The 18,693-nt window shown below is 49.4% G+C and carries 17 protein-coding genes; 11 read left to right on the plus strand and 6 right to left on the minus strand.

What is annotated here, in order from left to right; all coding sequences use genetic code 11:
* Positions 1 to 54: 54 nt before the first annotated feature.
* The 3 genes from JWZ98_RS11465 to JWZ98_RS11475 form a co-directional block, all read right to left on the minus strand.
* Positions 55 to 1,302: a hypothetical protein gene (locus JWZ98_RS11465; RefSeq protein WP_033156297.1), complete on the minus strand. Its 1,248-nt coding sequence runs from the start codon at positions 1,300 to 1,302 to the stop codon at positions 55 to 57.
* Positions 1,303 to 1,500: 198 nt separating this feature from the next.
* Complete coding sequence (locus JWZ98_RS11470; RefSeq protein ID WP_033156296.1) at positions 1,501 to 1,848, minus strand: hypothetical protein; 348 nt, start codon at positions 1,846 to 1,848, stop codon at positions 1,501 to 1,503.
* A gap of 127 nt (positions 1,849 to 1,975) precedes the next feature.
* Positions 1,976 to 2,854, minus strand: coding sequence for an HDOD domain-containing protein (locus tag JWZ98_RS11475; protein WP_205454346.1), 879 nt, complete (start codon positions 2,852 to 2,854; stop codon positions 1,976 to 1,978).
* A gap of 88 nt (positions 2,855 to 2,942) precedes the next feature.
* Between JWZ98_RS11475 and prmB the strand changes: the two genes are divergently transcribed.
* The 10 genes from prmB (at position 2,943) to JWZ98_RS11525 (ending at position 11,079) form a co-directional block, all read left to right on the plus strand.
* Positions 2,943 to 3,872, plus strand: a complete 930-nt coding sequence (prmB, locus tag JWZ98_RS11480) for a 50S ribosomal protein L3 N(5)-glutamine methyltransferase (RefSeq protein WP_033156294.1) — start codon at positions 2,943 to 2,945, stop codon at positions 3,870 to 3,872.
* A 2-nt stretch (positions 3,873 to 3,874) separates the two neighbouring features.
* The gene (gene aroC, locus JWZ98_RS11485; protein ID WP_033156293.1) at positions 3,875 to 4,963 is read left to right on the plus strand and encodes a chorismate synthase; all 1,089 of its coding nucleotides are present in this window, start codon (positions 3,875 to 3,877) and stop codon (positions 4,961 to 4,963) included.
* Positions 4,964 to 6,118, plus strand: coding sequence for an MFS transporter (locus JWZ98_RS11490; protein WP_205454347.1), 1,155 nt, complete (start codon positions 4,964 to 4,966; stop codon positions 6,116 to 6,118).
* Positions 6,119 to 6,152: 34 nt separating this feature from the next.
* Positions 6,153 to 6,767, plus strand: coding sequence for a MotA/TolQ/ExbB proton channel family protein (locus JWZ98_RS11495; RefSeq protein WP_020481246.1), 615 nt, complete (start codon positions 6,153 to 6,155; stop codon positions 6,765 to 6,767).
* Complete coding sequence (locus JWZ98_RS11500) at positions 6,767 to 7,198, plus strand: biopolymer transporter ExbD (protein ID WP_033156291.1); 432 nt, start codon at positions 6,767 to 6,769, stop codon at positions 7,196 to 7,198. The genes JWZ98_RS11495 and JWZ98_RS11500 overlap by 1 nt, the downstream gene beginning before the upstream one ends.
* Positions 7,198 to 8,199, plus strand: a complete 1,002-nt coding sequence (lpxK, locus tag JWZ98_RS11505) for a tetraacyldisaccharide 4'-kinase (protein WP_205454348.1) — start codon at positions 7,198 to 7,200, stop codon at positions 8,197 to 8,199. The genes JWZ98_RS11500 and lpxK overlap by 1 nt, the downstream gene beginning before the upstream one ends.
* Complete coding sequence (locus JWZ98_RS11510; protein WP_033156289.1) at positions 8,192 to 8,383, plus strand: Trm112 family protein; 192 nt, start codon at positions 8,192 to 8,194, stop codon at positions 8,381 to 8,383. Before lpxK ends, JWZ98_RS11510 begins: the two co-directional genes overlap by 8 nt.
* Positions 8,380 to 9,159 (plus strand): 3-deoxy-manno-octulosonate cytidylyltransferase, encoded by a 780-nt coding sequence (kdsB, locus tag JWZ98_RS11515; RefSeq protein ID WP_205454349.1) that lies wholly within the window; start codon positions 8,380 to 8,382, stop codon positions 9,157 to 9,159. The genes JWZ98_RS11510 and kdsB overlap by 4 nt, the downstream gene beginning before the upstream one ends.
* A 10-nt stretch (positions 9,160 to 9,169) precedes the next feature.
* Positions 9,170 to 9,811 carry a hypothetical protein gene (locus JWZ98_RS11520; RefSeq protein WP_171695457.1) on the plus strand — a complete coding sequence of 214 codons (642 nt, stop codon included), beginning with the start codon at positions 9,170 to 9,172 and terminating at the stop codon, positions 9,809 to 9,811.
* A 794-nt stretch (positions 9,812 to 10,605) separates the two neighbouring features.
* Positions 10,606 to 11,079, plus strand: coding sequence for a GNAT family N-acetyltransferase (locus tag JWZ98_RS11525; RefSeq protein WP_205454350.1), 474 nt, complete (start codon positions 10,606 to 10,608; stop codon positions 11,077 to 11,079).
* A 2-nt stretch (positions 11,080 to 11,081) separates the two neighbouring features.
* On the opposite strand, the gene JWZ98_RS11530 is transcribed toward JWZ98_RS11525, so the two are convergent.
* A complete protein-coding gene (locus JWZ98_RS11530; protein ID WP_205454351.1) occupies positions 11,082 to 11,540 on the minus strand; it encodes an EVE domain-containing protein in 459 nt (152 codons plus the stop codon).
* Between the two features lie 415 nt (positions 11,541 to 11,955).
* Between JWZ98_RS11530 and JWZ98_RS11535 the strand changes: the two genes are divergently transcribed.
* Positions 11,956 to 15,771: a DUF1631 family protein gene (locus tag JWZ98_RS11535; RefSeq protein ID WP_033156282.1), complete on the plus strand. Its 3,816-nt coding sequence runs from the start codon at positions 11,956 to 11,958 to the stop codon at positions 15,769 to 15,771.
* A gap of 27 nt (positions 15,772 to 15,798) precedes the next feature.
* Here JWZ98_RS11535 and dnaQ read toward each other — a convergent pair whose 3' ends face one another.
* Positions 15,799 to 16,518 carry a DNA polymerase III subunit epsilon gene (gene dnaQ, locus JWZ98_RS11540; protein WP_174843454.1) on the minus strand — a complete coding sequence of 240 codons (720 nt, stop codon included), beginning with the start codon at positions 16,516 to 16,518 and terminating at the stop codon, positions 15,799 to 15,801.
* Between the two features lie 8 nt (positions 16,519 to 16,526).
* Entirely contained in the window at positions 16,527 to 18,596 is a 2,070-nt protein-coding gene (ppk1, locus tag JWZ98_RS11545; RefSeq protein WP_033156281.1) for a polyphosphate kinase 1, read from the minus strand.
* Between the last annotated feature and the right edge of the window lie 97 nt (positions 18,597 to 18,693).

The following is an 18,693-nucleotide window of genomic DNA, read 5'->3' on the forward strand; positions in this document are numbered from 1 at the left end:
GGGGTAATGCGAGGGGAAGGGCATGGCTAAGCCTTCAGCCATACCCTAAAAAGCTTAATCAATGGTTTCCACCCAGTGACAGCGCTCTTTGACGATAGGTGCGGTGTGTTCGTTAGCGATGCCTTTGGCGATCAAGGCAATCACCCGGTCGTCCGTATCGTAGCCGATATGGGCATCCATCGGATTCGCCAGTTTACCCAAGCCAAACGCATCATAAACCCTGGCGACGTTAATATTGATATTGGTGACATTCACGCATAATCGCGAATCCAGATATTTATTCACGAAATCGTGCGGAATGGCATAGCTGAGTAAATCGTTGGGGTCGCTAAACGCGATCACCGAAGTTTTCGCCATGATCCGTTCATTGTATTTGGCGCCGTCGGCTTGGCAATAAGTGTCGGCATGATTCGCCACTTCCGGTAGTGCCCGTCCCAATTGCAGCATGGGCAATTGGTTGGACATCATGTAAATAGGTATCTCTTTATTCTTTAAAACATTGGTTAATGCGGTGTAGTAGCTGGCCGTTTCGCCGTTGCCCAGCTTCGAGGCAATTTGTTGCAAGCCGTCGATAGTAATGCGGCTACCCAAACTGTGGGAGATGAAGGCGTAGCTGTCGTTGTAAAACGGTGTGACGTTCTTGGTGGAGCAGGTTTGCTTGACGTCGTCCGGCAGGTTGTTCCAGTCGCCGTGGATCATCCAGCAGAAGGATTGCGCGAATGCCGACAAAATATCCTCGCGTTTCTCTCCCAGATAAATGATAGGGTCCGGTCCGGTATCGTTAGAGAATTTTTTTAACAAATCGTTGACTTCGGCGCGGCGAAACGACTGCTCTCCGGAGTTATCGTAGGACAATACTTCTTTTTCCTTGGCACTAATCTCCGACCAGGTTAGCTCGTAAAACAGCATTTCCTGCGACTTATTAGCATCCAGATAACGGTGGATACGCAAATTGCCCAGTGGTCGCTCAAGGCCTTTTGCATCGGCCAAGCGGATATTTTTGACATTTTTGCTGGTGACGGTCAGATCAAGTTCCTTGGCCAGCTTTTCCATGAACTGGGTGGAGTAACCCGGCAAGTGGTTGCCGACTCCGTGCACCATCAGCAGCTTCATTTTCCGGTCATGCACTTCCAGCTGCGGTTTGATGCCTTCGAATTTATCGCCTTTGATTTCGCATATGCGGGTGTCTTCCGCTTCCTGCTTTTCCAGAATGGCTTCGGTAATCCCTTTGCCGAGACTGGCGCAACCGTTTAACAGCACGCTGATCGCCAGTATCAGCAGCTTGATGTCGATTTTTTTCATGGCTTGGGTAGTGTTTATTGCTAGAGAGTGGTGGTATAGGAGCGCAGCCCCCGCGTTACGCGAATGGCTGCTGCATGTCATGCGGAGATTTTATGATAAATCCCAGTTGCTCGGGAGGCTTAATCGGGGCGCGAATTGTAAACGCTGGTAAAAATAACGTGTCGGCCGCAGCAACTGCAGCTTGCAGTGCGCGCCAGCTTATTCTTTATCGAGTTTTTTCTTGGCTGCCTCGGCTTGTGCGCCGATTTTTTCGACTGTTTCCCGATATTTGGCCTGAGCCTGATTGGCGTGGTCAGCAATGATGCCGTTATCGGTGTTGGCTTCTTTGATCAAGCATTCGAAATAATCGCGGGATTTTTGTTGCCAGGCGTTGATCGCCGCAATGCTTTTATTGTAGGCATCGATATTGCCGGCATCGATAGTAGGTGACTCGGGCACGGCGCCGCAACCGCTGGGTTGCCAACTGCCGTTGGCCAGGCTACCGGCTTGCGCGGGGTTTGCAAATAGGGTGGGCAGCAAGGCGGCGATTAATAATGTATGTTTCATCTAGCTAACTCCTTTGGTAAGAAAAAATCCAAGAATACTCAGGGTTACGAATTACAATTTGCGCAATTCAATCAGGGCCGAATTATTCCGCAACTCGAGTAGATTGCCAACGCTGGCGCTGAGCGGTTTAACTCAACATCTGCCGGATATGCTCGATCTCATCTTTAGCCTGGTCGAGAATATTGATACTTAAATCCGCATCCAGATTGCCTTTTGCCAATTTTTTATAAGCAGGCAATTCGTCCAGCTTGGGCATTTGTTTGATGTCTATCTTGCCGATGAAGCTATGCAATTGCGAAATCATGACTATGTCGCTGTAACTGGCGGTTTCGCCGCTGTCGCGGTGCCAGTTTTCAGCGTGGATGATCACGTCTTCAAAGTCGCTGGGAAAATCCCATTTGCGGATAATTTGCACGCCAATCGGGCTGCGCAATTCGCGCACCGCTTCAGCCAAGTCGCCCGGATTAGCCAAAATCTCCGGTTGCCGGTCGGCGTAAGCCAGAATCGGCACCACGCCAATATCGTGAATCAAGCCGGCCAACATGGCCCGGTCCGGATCGAAGCCGGGCGTTTTATGGGCAAATACCGCACTGATCGCCGCCACGTAACTGCTATGCACCCAAAGCTCTTGCATCTTACGGCGAATCACCGGTGATTTGGCGTTGAACACCGCTTTTAACGCGAAGGCGGTAATAATGTCCTGCGCGGCTTTCAAGCCCAAACGGGTCAAGGCTTCCGGACAGCTTTCGATCTTGCGCCGGCCCCGGTATAGCGGGCTATTGGAGATTTTGACCAAGCGCGCAGTAATACTGGGGTCGATTTGCACGACTCGGGCGATTTTATTGCTGTTGGCGTTGGGTTCGTTAATTGCCCGGCGGATTTTTACCGAGACATCCGGGATGGTCGGTAACGCCAAGGAATCGGATTGCATATATTTAAAACAATCCTGATACAGACGATTTTTTGCCAGTTTGGCGGATAGCGCTTGAGAATGGGCCTCGGTCATTTACTGTGCTTTATTCGGGCAAGCGGCGGGGGATTGGTTTAAAATCCGCTGCTGCATTTTTAAACGTATTTTTAAGTATAGACACGCTATGAATATAACAGGCCCGGATGTTATCACAACCCTCAGCAGCATCAGAGACTATATTCGCTGGGCTGCCAGCCGGTTTGCCGAGCATCAGGTTTTTCTGGGTCACGGCACGGTCACGCCTTTGGATGAAGCCGCGGCGATTGTGTTGCATACCTTACATCAGCCTTACGATTTGGATCACGGCTATCTGGATTCGGTGTTGACCATGGCCGAACGCCAGGCGGTGGTGGCGTTGATCGAACGCCGTATCGTCGAGCGTAAGCCGTCTGCGTATTTAACCCACGAAGCGATTTTTGCCGGCCTTTCGTTTTATGTCGATGAACGGGTCTTGGTGCCGCGCTCGCCCATCGCCGAACTCATCGCCGAACGCTTCGAGCCTTGGGTGGAAGAAACCCAAGTGTTCAACATCCTGGATTTATGTACCGGTAGCGCCTGCATCGCTATCGCCTGCGCTTATGCCTTCCCGGATGCGCAAGTGGATGCAGTGGAATTGTCGGACGATGCGTTAGCGGTAGCCCAGGTCAACATTGAAAAACATGAACTGGAAGAGCAAGTCCAACTCTATCAATCCGATTTATTCAACGACTTGCCGGCCAAGCCTTACGACATCATCGTCAGCAATCCGCCCTATGTTGCTATCGCCGAATGGGAAAGCTTGCCTGCGGAATTTCATGCTGAGCCCGAGATGGGCTTTACCGGCGGCGAGCACGGCCTCGATCTGGTGTTGCGGATTCTGGTTGACGCCAAACGCTACCTGGCGGAGCAGGGCATCCTGATCATTGAGGTCGGTAGCAGCGCCGAAACCTTGCAGGAAATGTTCCCGGACGTGCCGTTCCAATGGTTGGAATTCGAGCGTGGCGGCGACGGCGTATTTCTGCTCACCGCAGCACAAGTCTCTCTTTATCACTCACACTTTGTTAGCGCTTTATAACCATGTCCGGAAACAGCATAGGAAAATTATTTACCGTCACCACCTCCGGCGAAAGCCACGGCCCGGCCTTGTTGGCTATCGTCGATGGCTGCCCTCCCGGTTTGGAACTGTCGGAAGCGGATTTGCAGATCGATTTGGATAGGCGCAAACCTGGCACGTCTAGGCATACCACGCAGCGCCGCGAAGCCGATGAAGTAAAAATCCTGTCCGGCGTATTCGAAGGCAAAACCACAGGTTGCCCGATTGGGCTGATGATCGAAAACACCGATCAACGCTCCAAGGATTATTCGAAAATTGCCGAGAGCTTCCGACCCGGCCACGCCGATTACACCTACCAGCACAAATACGGGTTTAGAGATTATCGCGGCGGCGGCCGCTCCTCGGCCCGCGAGACCGCAATGCGCGTTGCCGCCGGCGCGATTGCCAAGAAATATCTGTTCCAAGAACATTGCGTCTTGGTGCGCGGCTACTTGTCGCAACTGGGTCCGATCAAAATTGACGCATTCGACTGGAACGAAATTCCTAACAATCCGTTCTTCTGCCCCGATGCCGGCAAAGTTGAAGAAATGGAAAAATACATGGATGCACTGCGCAAGGAAGGCGAGTCGATAGGCGCGAAGATCGAAGTAATCGCCAGCAACGTGCCGCCCGGCCTAGGCGAACCGATTTTCGACCGCCTGGATGCCGAACTGGCTTATGCTTTGATGAGTATCAACGCCGTTAAAGGCGTGGAGATTGGTGACGGTTTTGAGTGCATCGATACCAAAGGCACGAAATTTCGTGACGAAATCACCCCGGAAGGCTTTTTAAGCAACCATGCCGGCGGCATTTTAGGTGGGATTTCCAGTGGCCAGGACATCATCGCCCGGATTGCCTTAAAACCCACCTCCAGCCTACGTTTGCCGGGCCGTAGCATCAACAGCAAAGGTGAAGTGATTGAAGTGGTCACCGAAGGCCGCCACGATCCTTGCGTCGGCATCCGCGCCACGCCTATCGCCGAAGCGATGGTCGCCATCGTCTTGATGGATCATTTGCTCCGGCATCGCGCGCAAAACCTGCATGTAAATTCAGGATTGCCGATTCTGCGCTGAATGAGCGTACCTTACTGGCGCTTATCCGGCTTTTACTTTTGCTATTTCGCCACGCTGGGCGCATTCCTGCCGTTTTGGAGTTTATACCTTAAACAAGTCGGTTTCGCCGCCACCGAAATCGGCGAGCTGACGGCTTTTTTGGTGGCTACCAAGATTATTGCGCCGAATTACTGGGGTTGGCTGGCCGACAAAACCGGACGTAGTTTACGTCTGATTCGCATCACCTCGCTGCTGTCGGTGCTGTGCTTTGCCGGTTTTTTGTACCGCAGCGATTATCTATGGTTTGCCGCGGTGACTGTGCTTTTCAGCTTTTTCTGGAATGCCACCTTGCCGCAGTTTGAAGCCGCGACCCTGTTTCATCTGCAAGCCGAACCGCAGCGCTACAGCCAAATCCGGCTATGGGGATCTATCGGCTTTATTGCCGCAGTTCTGGGCATAGGCCGGTTTCTGGATCAATTTAGCATTGCCTATTTGCCCTGGATTATCGGTAGCTTGATGTTGTTGAATTGGCTGATGGCTTTAATCACGCCGGAAGCAAAGCCGCGTTTAGTACATACCGAAACCGGCGGCATCTGGCAAATTCTACTCAAGCCGGAGCTGCTGGCATTTTTGCTGGTTTACATGCTGCTGCAAGTCGCGCACGGTCCTTACTATGTGTTTTATTCGGTTTACCTAAAACAACACGGCTATTCGGCCACCGAAACCGGTTTGTTATGGGCCAGCGGCGTAGCGGCGGAGGTATTGCTGTTCATGGCGATGCGCCAGTTGTTGAAATGGCTCTCGCCGCGCACGCTATTGCTTTTTGCGGTATCACTCAGCGTAGTGCGTTGGCTGTTAATCGCTGATGGGGTGGATTCGCTGGCATTGACGATCATCGCGCAAATTCTGCACGCAGCCACGTTTGGGGTCGCGCATGTCGTGGCTATGCAATTGCTGTTTCAGTATTTCGGCGAACGCCATCAAAGCAAAGGGCAGGCGCTTTACAGCAGTATCAGTTTTGGCTTGGGCGGCATGATAGGCAGTCTTTACAGCGGTTATTTCTGGGACATGCTAGGTGGCCGCCTGGTGTATATCATCGCCGCCCTGGTGTGTTGCGTGGCTTTGCTGATTACCTATATCGGTGTGGCTCGGCAATCTCGCCTCGGATTGGGTTAAAATTGACAGGTTTCAGGAAAGAGGGATAGACAACGTGTTTGAAGTAATCAAAAACGGCGGCTGGATGATGGCGCCGATCATCTTGTGTTCCATCGTGGCGATGGCGATCATCGGCGAACGCTTTTGGTCCTTGCAACGCAAACGCATCATTCCCGTCGATTTGGTGCCGTACATTTGGCAATTGCATAGAGACAAGAAACTCGACGAACCGACCATCAGGCGCATTAAACTGAGTTCGCCGCTCGGGCGGATTCTGGCAGCCGGCTTATTGAATCGCAAACATGGCCGGGAAATCATGAAATCCAGTATCGAGGAAGTGGGCCGGCAGGTGACGCACGAGCTGGAGCGTTATTTAAATGCACTGGGCAGCATCGCTTCGATCACGCCTTTGTTAGGATTATTGGGCACAGTGGACGGCATTATCCGGGTGTTTTCCGACATCGCGATAGGCGGCATGGGCGATCCTGCGGTGTTGAGCGGCGGCATTTCCGAAGCCTTGATTTGTACCGCTTCGGGTTTGACCGTGGCGATTCCCAGCCTGTTTTTTCACCGTTATTTCGAACGTCTGGTTGATGATCACGTGGTGCGGATGGAAGAAGAGTCGCTGCGCCTGATCGACATCATGCAAGGCGCGCGCGAGGATATTTAATGCAATTCCGCCGCAAACGCCGTACGCAGGTCGATATCGGCTTAATCCCAATGATAGACGTGTTGCTGGTTTTACTATTTTTCTTCATGGTCGCTACCACGTTTCGTCATCACTCCGAATTGAAGATCAACCTGCCTGAAGCCCAAGGCAGCGACGCCACGGAGCAGGCTAAGACCATTAATTTATACGTCGATGCCAAAGGCACTTATGCCTTGGCCGGTGACGACAACCAGTTTCATGAGCTGGTGAATCAAAACCTGGATGGTTTGAAAGCCGCCCTGGCGCAAACCGCCGGCGAGTCCAGATTGTTACCGTTCATCATCAGCGCCGACGGCAAAGCCCCGCATCAAGCCGTAGTCAGCGCCTTGGATGTCGCCAATCAATTAGGCTTTCACCACATCACTTTTGCTATCAACCGCCCGGAAAAATAATGAACCCGAAATTAGTGAAATGGTTTGAGGACGCCTGGTACAAGGAGATGTACATCTCGGCTTGGCTGATGCCCTGGTCGATGTTGTATGTCGATGCCATCCGCTTGCGGCGCTTTTTGTACCGCATCGGCGTATTGAAAAAAACCAGGCTACCGGTGCCGGTAATCATCGTCGGTAACATTACCGTGGGCGGTACCGGCAAGACGCCCTTGGTGATCTGGATGGTCGAATTTCTGAAACAACACGGCTACAAACCGGGCGTGATCAGTCGCGGTTATGCCGGCGCGGCCAGCACCAGTCCGCAAGCAGTCACCGCCGACAGCGACCCGGCGCAAGTCGGTGACGAAGCGGTGTTGTTAGCCAAACGTTGCGATTGCCCGATTGTGGTAGGGGCGGAGCGAGTAGCGGCGGGTCGGCAATTGTTGTCTAGTAACGCCTGTGATGTCTTAATCTCTGATGACGGTTTGCAGCATTACGCATTGGAGCGCGACATCGAAATCGTCGTGGTAGACGGTCAGCGCCGCTTCGGTAACGGTTATTGTCTGCCGGTTGGCCCGCTGCGCGAGCCGCAGGAACGAGTCAAACAAGTGGATTTGGTGGTGGTCAACGGCCCGGATGAACTGCTGGAAGGCGAACTGCCGATGCACTGCAAGGGCCAGCAACTGATCAACATGAAAACCGGCGAACGAAAACCGCTGGTCGAATTCAAAGGCATGGCTTGCCACGCCGTCGCTGCGATAGGCAATCCGGCACGCTTCTTTGCGCAATTGGCGGCTGCCGGACTGGATTGTCAAACCCACGCCTTGCCCGACCACCATCCGTTTACTGCCGAAGACTTGCAATTTAAAGAGCCTCGCCCGGTGCTTATGACCGAAAAGGACTCGGTGAAATGCGCCCGCTTCGCGACCGACCAGCACTGGTATTTACCTATCGATGCCGAATTGCCCGAGGCATTTTCTCAACAACTGTTAAAACTACTAAAAGACAAAGCTCATGGATAAAAAACTACTCGAGATTCTGGCCTGCCCGCTGTGTAAAAGCTCCCTGATTTACGACAAAGACAAGCAGGAATTGATTTGCAAAGCCGACAATTTAGCCTTCCCGATCCGCGATGATATTCCGGTAATGCTGGAAGACGAAGCCCGCGAACTGAGCTTCGAAGAAGCGGACGCTCTGCGTAAATGAGCGGCGGTTTCAAAGTCGTCATTCCGGCCCGCTACGGCTCCACCCGCTTGCCGGGTAAGCCCTTGTTGGACATCGCGGGCAAACCGATGATCGTGCATGTATGCGAACGCGCGCTGGAAGCCGACGCCGAGCAAGTGGTAGTGGCGACCGACGACCAACGCATCTTCGATGCGGTCAGCGACTTAGGTTTGCAAGCGGTAATGACCGATCCAAACCACCAGTCCGGCACCGAACGTATCGCCGAGGTAGCGCGGATCATGGGCTGGGCCGACGAACAGATCGCCGTGAATCTGCAAGGCGATGAACCGTTGATTCCACCGGCTTATATTCGCGATGCGGCCTTGGCGCTGGCTGGACAGGAACAGGCTGGGATTGCCACCTTGGCGGCTAAGATTTTGGACGTGGAGGAAATTTTCAATCCGAATGCGGTGAAGGTGGTGTTGGATAAAAATGGTTATGCCTTGTATTTTAGCCGGGCGGCGATTCCGTGGAACCGTTCGACTTTTCCTGACAAGCACGATATTGCGTCTGCTGCTTTGCCGCATTTGAGGCATATTGGTATGTATGCTTATACGGTGGGTTTTTTGCAGCGGTATTGCGGTTGGGCTGCGTCGCCGTTAGAGAGTGTTGAGTCGTTGGAGCAGCTTCGGATTCTTTGGCATGGGGAGCGGGTATTGGTTCGCGTAGTTGATAAGACGCCGGAGGCGGGGGTGGATACGGAGGAGGATTTGGTGAGAGTTTCTAGGCGGCTAGGTCTTGTTAATTCAGGCCCCTAACCAAGAAATCATGGACAAGAAACTCGAAAAATGGCTGAAATGGCTTGATATTATAAAGTCAGAGATTCGAGAACTTGTCGTTGCAAAGCATACCTTTCATGAAGTCCAGAAAATAATTAGCGATAATCCTGAGTTGCACGAAGCTAATTCATTTTATAGATATTTTACTAACACCTATGTGTCCCATGTGGTTAGCGGGGTTCGCCGTCAAGTAAAATGCGATGATCAAAGTATTTCTTTAGCTCGGTTGTTGACTGAAATGGTCGCATCTCCTCAAATTTTAAGCCGCGATTATTATGTCTCACTTTATAAAGGCTCACTTGTTGAGGGTTTTGCCGACAAAGACTTTAATCGGTTTGCTGATCCAAATTGTAAACATATTGATCCCGACAGAGTTTCTTGTGACCTAAAGCATCTGCGTGAGACAAGTGCTGTATGTGAGGATTTTGCAGACAGACGTGTTGCACATCGTGACAGACGAGGTCCAAAGCAACTTCCTACATATAAACAGTTAGACGATTGCATCGATATGCTTGACAGCCTCTTTGTGCGGTATTGCCTACTATTTCATGCTACGAACATGAGGTCACTTCTTCCCACTCGACAACATGATTGGAAGAAAATTTTTCGTGTGCCTTGGATTCCTAATTAATTCTGCTTGGCAGGGCAAGCACGATCTTTACCTATGCAGGCTACAATTTTGTGTCGCTGTCGCGACGGCTGATTCTAATGTCGGTTCTCGGACCGACGACCGAGATACTTTCTTTTGCTCCGCCAAAAGAAAGTATCCAAAGAAAAGGCGGCCCGGATGCCGCTTTGATCCTGCGCGCCGAAGCTTTTATCGAGGGTCGGCAGAAGGGGCTTCCCAGCCCCTCCGCCGACGTGCGGCATCCCTGCCGCACCCCTTCGGGCTATTCTCGATAAAAGCTCCGGCGCTCGGCGCGGCATACGGGGAAACACCGTCGCTGCGTAGTAGGGGTATATACGCTCCCTCTCCTCACGGGAGAGGGCTGGGGTGAGGGGATACATGGTTATTACAACGTTTATTTGAGTTTCCCTCATCCTAACCTTCTCCCTGGGGGAGAAGGGACTTTTATCTTTGGAGTCGGTTTTGATCCCGTATTTCGACCCCGAGCATCGCAGTTTTTTGCAGGATTAGCCCGTTAGGGGAGCGGCAGGGATGCCGCTCGTTGGCGAAGGGGCAGGAAGCCCCTTTCGCCAACCCCTGCAAAAAACTGTGAAGTGCAGGATCAGGGCGAAATCCGGGTGTCTTTTCTTTTGGATACTTTTCTTTGGACAAGCACAAATTCGCTTGGAGCGAATTTGAACAGCCGATAGGCTGGCCCGAAGGGCGAAAACCAAGGATGGTTTTCGTAGCGAAAAGTGTCGCGGCTGTCGGGCCGAGACCCGACTTTAAAACAATCCGTCGCGATAGCGACATCAACTATGACCATCATCAACCTCTCCCAAGAACCCCACCAAATCCCCACCCTAGCCCAATGGCACCACGCCGAATGGGCCGATCTGAATCCGGACCAAGCCTTGGAACACCGCATCCAAAAAATGCAGGCTTATTTAAGCAACAAACTAATTCCGAGCACCTTCATATACAAACATGAAGACCAGCTAGCCGGCTCGGCAGCCATCATAGAAAGCGATATGGATACCCGCCCGGAACTGAGGCCATGGTTGGCCAGTGTTTACGTGGCCCCCGAATTTCGCCGGCAGGGCATCGGCTCAGCGTTGGTAAAACATGTCATGTTGCAAGCTAAGACAGCCGGCGTTGCCAATCTCTATCTGTTCACGCCGGATCAGGCTGGTTTCTATGCAAAACTTGGCTGGACTGTGATGACGGAGGAATATTATCGCGATCACAGTGTGACGGTTATGAGCGTGTCCCTAAAGGATCCCAATATTTAGTCTTATTCCAAACTAAGGATAAATGTCCATTGCTCGGCATTCACTGGCATGATGGACAGCCGGTTGCCGCGGCGCAGTAAGGCCAGATCGGCTAGTTCGGTTTTCAGTTTCAATTCGCGCAGACTGATATTGCGAGATAATTTTCTGACGAACTTTACATCGACCATGTACCAAGTAGGTTTGTCCGGATTACTTTTCGGATCGAAGTGCTTATCGTCCGGGTCGAACGCGGTAAAGTCTGGATAGGCTTCGCGCACCACTTGCATGATGCCGACGATGCCCGGTTCGTCGCAGTTAGAATGATAAAAAAATACCTGATCGCCGTTTTTCATGTCGTCACGCATCATGTTTCGGGCTTGGTAGTTGCGGACACCGTCCCAATGCTCGGTTTGGCCGGGTCGATTAAACAAGTCGTCAATGCCGAAGGTGTCGGGTTCTGATTTCATCAGCCAGTAATTCATAGATGTCCACTTTGGGGTTTGTTGTCAGGTTTTTTATTTATCCCAAACTCAGACGCAATCGGCAAGCAAAATCGCGCAAAAGATTGGCCGAAATACCGGTAGTGTCGTGAGTGCTTGAAGCTGTTGAACTATAAACCTTGGCGAGACTCAAGTAACCGTTGAAACCACGCTTTTTGTGCGCTAAATATTCGCCTGAACTGGTCTACACTTGACAACCAGCCGGGACCGCACTCAAGCCTATCGTGGTATAGTATCCGCACCAGTATTGTCGTTAGATAGATAGTGCTTAAATAAATACATTTCCGCTTCGTTAAATAATGTCAATTAGTCTATTTACGGAGTTTACACTGGCTTGGTTTAAACAACACGGTCGGCGTCTATTATTACGGTAGTTTTTTCCTATTTCATCTGATTTATGTCTGTTAGTATTAAAAAAAGCAAAAGACGTCGCTATATTAGATATGCGATTGATCTAAACGCTTTATTGATAATCGACCAAACTGATACACTGGAATGCCGTATTCTGGATTTTTGTAGCGGTGGATTTTATCTGGTTTTTGATAAAAGTCATCCGCAGATTGCATTGCATAAAAATATAAAAATTCGCTTTTCTATTCAATTGGAGTTCGAGCTAAAAACTTTTGAAGTAGATGCGCAAATAACGCATATTGGTTCGACGGGAGTAGGCCTTGTCACTGAACAGATGCCCGCCACCACGTTTAATGCGTTAAGAAAAATAGCAAATGTTGGATCGCTTTCCTCAACGAATGACAATTTAGATACTTCACCAGACAATTTAAATCAAGAAAATTATAAAAACACATTTAAACAATTTCTAATAGAAAGCTTGCCTTTATTAATCGATAGGTTTTTTGACTCGCTGAGCGATTGCATGGAAGCTGCGAACACGCATGCTGAGTTTTTTTCCAATCCATCGGCTTTTGACGACTTAATTACCACGCTAAAGCTGAATAGAGAGATTATTAGTAGCGAATTTTGTTGTTCTGTTATATATCAGGTTGATTATATTTCCAGTGACAACGAAAAAAACTCAGATGCTTTATATCATGATTCGCTTTCATTAATCGAAAAAGACGACTTTGAAGACTGGTTGAATATGTCGGCTACTATCAGAAAGCTTAAAAACTATTTTGACGACGAGCTTAATCTGTTAGTTAGAGAATTATGCAGGGTGTTTGGTATATTTGATAATACGGTCAATAATCCGATTGGTCCGGGGGTTTTATGTGACAGCTTTAGGGAAATATTCTTACAGCTAGAGCTGGGGAGTAATATAAAAAAGGCAATTTATAATTGCTTCGAAAAAATATTAATTATCGAGTTGCCGGGTTTTTATAAGCAAGCAGCTGCGACTTTAGCTAAGTTTGAATCCGCGCGATTGCAAATGCCCGTTCATAGTAAGCAGAGCGGCTCCGCTTTTCATACAAAAAATAGCGATAAACAGCAAGTTTATTTCAATGACTATTTGGATGCCGAACCGCTGGTCGTTCACAAAGCTATTCAACCTTTAAGCCAGGTTACAGGCAAATTACTGAACCTGTTAACTGAAACAATGGCCGTATCTACCGATACCCAGCGCAAGGAAAATACCCTGCCTCTCAATAATGTCCAGCAAGTATTTGACCCAGCGGAAGTTTTATCGGCGATTGCGAAAATCCAAAAGGATATTACCGCTAAATCTGGCCTGCATTTAGATACCACAACACTGCAAAAAAGCCTTGCCGATAAATTACAAGCTGATAATCCGGAGGCAAAATCGTTGGCCGCAAACGATGTTCAGCGCCTTGAACTGTATGGCAGGTTTTTTGATGCCTTGTTCGGTGAGCTTGAGTTTTCTAAAGATATTAAAGATTATTTGGAAAGTATTCATTTACCTCTATTGTCATTGCCCATGCAAGGTAATGATTTTCTGGATTCCGAGTCGCACCCTGCCCGAAAAATACTGAATCAACTAGCTGTTCTGGAACCTGCGATTAAAAGTAATCGGGTAATCAAAAATACGAATATAAAAAATACTGTAGAAAAAGCAATAGCTCGGATTTCCGCTGAGTCCATTAGCAATCCTAATGTTTTCACTGAAGTCGAGCATGAATTGGATAGCGTCACTAAGCAGTGGACAAAATCCAATGAAACCAACGTCAAACGTATAATAGAGCCTTACGAAGGCCAACAAAAATTGGAGGCGGCAAGGCTAACTATTCAGCAGGAAGTTGATAAGCGTATAGCCGGCCGTTCTGTACCATCGATTATTCCCACGCTACTTGGCGCTGGATGGCAAGACCTGTTAGTGATTGCCGAATTAAATAAGGAAGCTAAGCCTGAGGAAAAAGCCTCTTATCTGAAAGTAATTGACGATTTACTATTTTGGCTTTACGAACAGGATTCGTTTCTGAATATGCAATCGGTCAGCATTCATACCACACTCAAATTTATCGAAGAGAATCTAGGCACGGTTTGTCCTAACTTATTCAAACGCGATAATGTTATTGAAGAATTGTTTGCTTTACTGGTGGGTAGCGGTGTGCCAAAAGTTAGGAAGCCGATGGATACCGTCAGAATTCCCGCGCCTAGATCCATGCAGGACATTATAGAATCTGAATGGGCAGCGCAAGTTTCACAATTACAGGTGGGCGAATGGCTGATAATCTATAGAGGCTCCGAAGGTTTTGAACCGATGAAACTGGTGTGGATAGGCGATATTTTACCAATTTGCGTTTTTGTTAATCGCGATGGACTGACTAAGTTAGAGCTTAATAAAACCGAATTGGCATTACTTTTGGAAAATGGCGGAGCGAATAGAATAGAAAGCCTGGATGTGCCTTTAATGGATCGCGCGACTAACCAAATGTTGCAAAACATGCATAGCAAATTGATTTATAACGCTACGCATGACGCGGAAACCGATTTACTCACCAAAGACGAGTTTGTTAAACAGCTAAAAATCGAGCTCGTTAAACTCGATAGTACCGGCCATATCTTGGGTCATATAGAGGTTTTGGATTTTCGCGTCATTACTAATGTTTGCGGAGTCACTGGCGGCAAACAATTCTTAAAAACGCTCACGCATTTAATCAGCGAGCAGTTGCGTGATGGCGACTTATTCGCGCGAATCGGTGATAAATCGTTCGCAGTGCTGCTAAAAGATTGCGGAGCGCAAACTGCTTATGAATTATCCAAAAAGCTGTTAAAAGTCATTAGTGAATCGCGGTTTCAATGGCAAGATAAAAGCTATACCATCGGTGTGAGTATCGGTTTGGTGCCGTTCGAACAGAACAATTTTGACGTTAACGAGTTGTTGCAAAATGCCGATACCGCCAGCATGTCGGCAGAGCGTTCCGGTCCGAATAATGTTTTACTTTTTACGCATGATGACGAGAATTTAAAACGTCAAAATAAAATATACGAATGGATAGGCAATATTGACAAGGTGTTTTCCGAGAATAGATTGTTTTTACGTTGCCAAATGATTGCCGCTGTCGATGAAGCCAGTGCCAGTCATCAACATTACGAAATTTTGCTGGGTATTAAAGACGAAAACGATAATATTATTCCGCCCGATCATTTCATACCTGCCGTGGAACGCTGTAAGCGTATGCCGGAAATTGATCAATGGGTGATTACCAACGTGCTTATGTGGATTGAAAATAATAGACATTATTTCGATCATATTGATGGGTTTGCGATCAATTTGTCCGGACAATCTATTAACAGCGAAGAATTTTTAGGCTTTCTTAAAGGGATATTGGAATCAACCAGCGTGCCCACAAATAAACTGACGTTCGAAGTCACGGAAACGGTTGCAGCGGAAAGTTTTTATTTAACAAATAGTTTCATCAAGGCCATCAAACAGTTTAATTGCAAATTTTCTTTGGATGATTTCGGGTCAGGCTATTCGTCGTATTCCTACCTGAAGAACTTGAATATCGATTATCTGAAAATAGACGGGGCCTTTGTCAAAGACATATTAAATGACAAAGCCGATGTTGCCATCGTTAAATCCATGAATGAAATCGCTCATTCCCTGGGCTTGACGACCATCGCTGAATACGTCGAAAGCAATGAGATTAGAGAGGTTTTAAAAACCATAGGCGTCGACTATGCCCAAGGCTATGGCGTGCATAAACCAATGCCGCTCAGCGAGTTGGTCATCGAACCACCGCCGAGCGCACCGCTTTTTTCATTTGAAGACACTGAGTTCTGGGGCTTTTGAAAGCGGGGCGTTTAAAAGACGGCCACACTACTGTTGCCACAAACAATTGCCGCTGACTTTGGCGATTTTCGCCAAGCGCTGTTGGTGCGCCAGTTCTTCCTCGCTACTGCAAGCAATGATTTTTAATGGCGCTCTGTCGGCCGATAGTCTAACGATAGCCTGTTCGCCGCCATTGCCGGTGTGATCGCCTTCATCCAACAGGGAAGCCTGGCCTCCGGTCATCAATAAATAGACGTCCGCCAGGATTTCCGCGTCGAGTAAAGCGCCATGCAATTCGCGGTGACTGTTGTCTATGCCGTAGCGTTTACATAAGGCATCCAAACTGTTTCGTGCGCCGGGGTGTTTTTTTCGGGCGTAAGCCAGGGTATCGAACACGGTGCTATTGGTTTCGATACGGCGTTCTTCCCCGGCTAATAGCGCCAATTCGTGATTCAAAAAGCCGACGTCAAACGGTGCGTTGTGGATGATCAGCTCCGCACCCTGAGTAAAGCGCATAAAGTCTTCGACCACGTTGGCGAAGCGCGGCTTATCCTTTAAAAACTCATTCGTTATGCCATGGACTTCGATGGCGCCGGCATCAATTTCCCGGTCCGGATTCAGATAGACGTGAAAATGATTACGGGTCAAACGGCGGTTAATCAGTTCCACGCAGCCGATTTCGATAATCTTATGGCCTTCCTTGGGGTTGATGCCGGTGGTTTCGGTATCCAGCACCACTTGCCGGATTTGGCGGGGTTTTTGACTCATGGCTTATCCTATCCGCAAAACGCTTTGAGCAGTTCGCTCTGCACTTGATAAATGGCTTGATCGTCGGCGCGCAAATGCCGGTACTGGCCGTCGCTTTGCAATTGCCAGGCTTGGGCGTTATCTCTGAGATACGCATCCAGGTCGTTAAGAATTCGTTCGGCAATTCGCTTGTCGGCGATAGGGAAACAGACCTCCACGCGGCGGAACATGTTGCGGTTCATCAAGTCGGCGCTGGATGCGTAAACCGCCCAATCGCCGCCGTTGCAAAACGCATAGATGCGGGTATGTTCCAGAAAGCGGCCGACAATAGAGCGTACTTCGATATTCTCGGAAACCCCCGGCACGCCCGGCCGCAAGCAACAGACGCCACGCACGATCATTTTGATTTCCACGCCGGCTTGCGAGGCGCGGTACAGGGCTTGAATCGCCTGTTCCTCAACTACGGCATTGACCTTGATAATAATTCTGGCCGGCTTGCCTTTTTTGGCATGCTCGATTTCTCTATCAATCATCTTCAGGATGCCGTGGTGCAAAGTAAACGGAGATTGCAGCAGCTTATTCAGTTTGCTGACCTTGCCTAAACTGGTCAGTTGCATGAATACCCGGCGTACGTCTTCACCCAATTCTTTTTCGCAAGTAAACAAGCCGTAGTCGGTATAAAGCCGAGCAGTTTTAGGATGATAGTTGCCGGTGCCCAGATGTACGTAATTGCGCAAAGTGCTGCCTTCCTTGCGCAAAACCATGCACATTTTAGCGTGGGTTTTATATCCCACCACCCCGTACACCACGTGAGCCGCGGCTTCTTGCAGTTTTGCGGCCAGACCAATGTTGTCCTTTTCATCGAAACGCGCCCGCAGCTCGATGACGACCGTGACTTCCTTGCCGGCGCGTGCGGCTTTAATCAAGGCCGCGACGATAGGCGAGTCCACGCCGGTGCGGTACAAGGTTTGTTTGATGGCTAGTACATCCGGATCGGCAGCGGCCTGGCGAATGAAATCCACCACCGGCGAGAATGATTCGTACGGATGATGTAGCAAAATATCCTGCTTACGGATACTGGCAAAAATATCCTTGTTGCGCCCTAGCGCTGGCGGCACGCTGGATTTGAAGGGCGTAAATTTCAGGTCGGGGCGTTCGACCATGCTCAAGATGGTTTGCATCCGGCTTAAATTGACCGGACCGTTGGCTAAAAATAAGCGGTCCGGTTTTAAATCAAAGCGCGCCAACAAGAAATTCACGGTCTCTTCGGGACAATTACCGTCGATTTCCAAGCGTACTTCATCACCGTAATTGCGCATCGCCAATTCGCCTTCCACGGCCAGCATCAAGTCGTCGATCGCGTCGTCGTCGACGAAAAAATCGCTGTTGCGGGTGACCCGGAATTGATAACAGCCCTTGACCATCATGCCGTTGAACAACTCGTTGACGAACGCATGAATGATGGAGGATAGAAACACAAAATCGTAAGGCCCGCTATCGGTCTCGGTAACAGGTAATTGCACGATGCGGGGTAGGGCGCGCGGTGCCTGCAAAACCGCCCGGCCGCTGTTACGTCCAAATGCGTCTTTGCCGGTCAGGGAGATAATGAAATTTAAACTCTTATTCAAAATCCGTGGAAACGGGTGGGCGGAATCCAGCCCGACCGGGGTCAGAATCGGCAACAGTTCTTCGTTGAAATATTTTTCCAGCCAGGCTTTTTGTGCCGGGCTCCAGCGGTCGCGCCTTAAGAAACGAATATTTTCGGTTTCCAGGCAGGGGATCAGTACTTCGTTAAGTACCCGATATTGCTCGGCGACCAGTTCGTGGGCCTTGATCGAGATCTTGTCGAATTGCTCGTTAATGGTTAAACCGTCGGAACTGACCAAATTGGGGTCCATTTCCGCCATTTGTATTAAGCTGGCGACACGTACTTCGTAAAACTCATCCAGATTGGAACAAGAAATGCATAAGTAATTCAGCCGTTCCAATAGCGGCAGCGTTTCGTCCAGGGCTTGCGCGAGCACCCGAAAGTTAAACTCCAATAAGCTGTGTTCGCGGTTGATATAAAGCTCGGGACTATTTAAATCGATGGATTCCATGTCGGCTGCTGGTTTGATTGGGGTCAGTCGATTATAAATGAAATTTTTTCGCCTTGGGTTACAGCGGCGCTTGAGGTCTGGAACTTGCTATAATCGC

It is taken from the genome of Methylomonas sp. EFPC1 (assembly GCF_016925515.1).
Classification (GTDB): Bacteria; Pseudomonadota; Gammaproteobacteria; order Methylococcales; family Methylomonadaceae; genus Methylomonas; species Methylomonas defluvii.

Excerpts from the sequence above, each read along its gene's own strand:
- JWZ98_RS11465 (WP_033156297.1), bottom strand. The coding sequence starts at position 1,302 with ATGAAAAAAATCGACATCAAGCTGCTGATACTGGCGATCAGCGTGCTG.
- JWZ98_RS11470 (WP_033156296.1), bottom strand. The coding sequence starts at position 1,848 with ATGAAACATACATTATTAATCGCCGCCTTGCTGCCCACCCTATTTGCA.
- JWZ98_RS11475 (WP_205454346.1), bottom strand. The coding sequence starts at position 2,854 with ATGACCGAGGCCCATTCTCAAGCGCTATCCGCCAAACTGGCAAAAAAT.
- prmB (WP_033156294.1), top strand. The coding sequence starts at position 2,943 with ATGAATATAACAGGCCCGGATGTTATCACAACCCTCAGCAGCATCAGA.
- aroC (WP_033156293.1), top strand. The coding sequence starts at position 3,875 with ATGTCCGGAAACAGCATAGGAAAATTATTTACCGTCACCACCTCCGGC.
- JWZ98_RS11490 (WP_205454347.1), top strand. The coding sequence starts at position 4,964 with ATGAGCGTACCTTACTGGCGCTTATCCGGCTTTTACTTTTGCTATTTC.
- JWZ98_RS11500 (WP_033156291.1), top strand. The coding sequence starts at position 6,767 with ATGCAATTCCGCCGCAAACGCCGTACGCAGGTCGATATCGGCTTAATC.
- lpxK (WP_205454348.1), top strand. The coding sequence starts at position 7,198 with ATGAACCCGAAATTAGTGAAATGGTTTGAGGACGCCTGGTACAAGGAG.
- JWZ98_RS11510 (WP_033156289.1), top strand. The coding sequence starts at position 8,192 with ATGGATAAAAAACTACTCGAGATTCTGGCCTGCCCGCTGTGTAAAAGC.
- kdsB (WP_205454349.1), top strand. The coding sequence starts at position 8,380 with ATGAGCGGCGGTTTCAAAGTCGTCATTCCGGCCCGCTACGGCTCCACC.
- JWZ98_RS11520 (WP_171695457.1), top strand. The coding sequence starts at position 9,170 with ATGGACAAGAAACTCGAAAAATGGCTGAAATGGCTTGATATTATAAAG.
- JWZ98_RS11525 (WP_205454350.1), top strand. The coding sequence starts at position 10,606 with ATGACCATCATCAACCTCTCCCAAGAACCCCACCAAATCCCCACCCTA.
- JWZ98_RS11530 (WP_205454351.1), bottom strand. The coding sequence starts at position 11,540 with ATGAATTACTGGCTGATGAAATCAGAACCCGACACCTTCGGCATTGAC.
- JWZ98_RS11535 (WP_033156282.1), top strand. The coding sequence starts at position 11,956 with ATGTCTGTTAGTATTAAAAAAAGCAAAAGACGTCGCTATATTAGATAT.
- dnaQ (WP_174843454.1), bottom strand. The coding sequence starts at position 16,518 with ATGAGTCAAAAACCCCGCCAAATCCGGCAAGTGGTGCTGGATACCGAA.
- ppk1 (WP_033156281.1), bottom strand. The coding sequence starts at position 18,596 with ATGGAATCCATCGATTTAAATAGTCCCGAGCTTTATATCAACCGCGAA.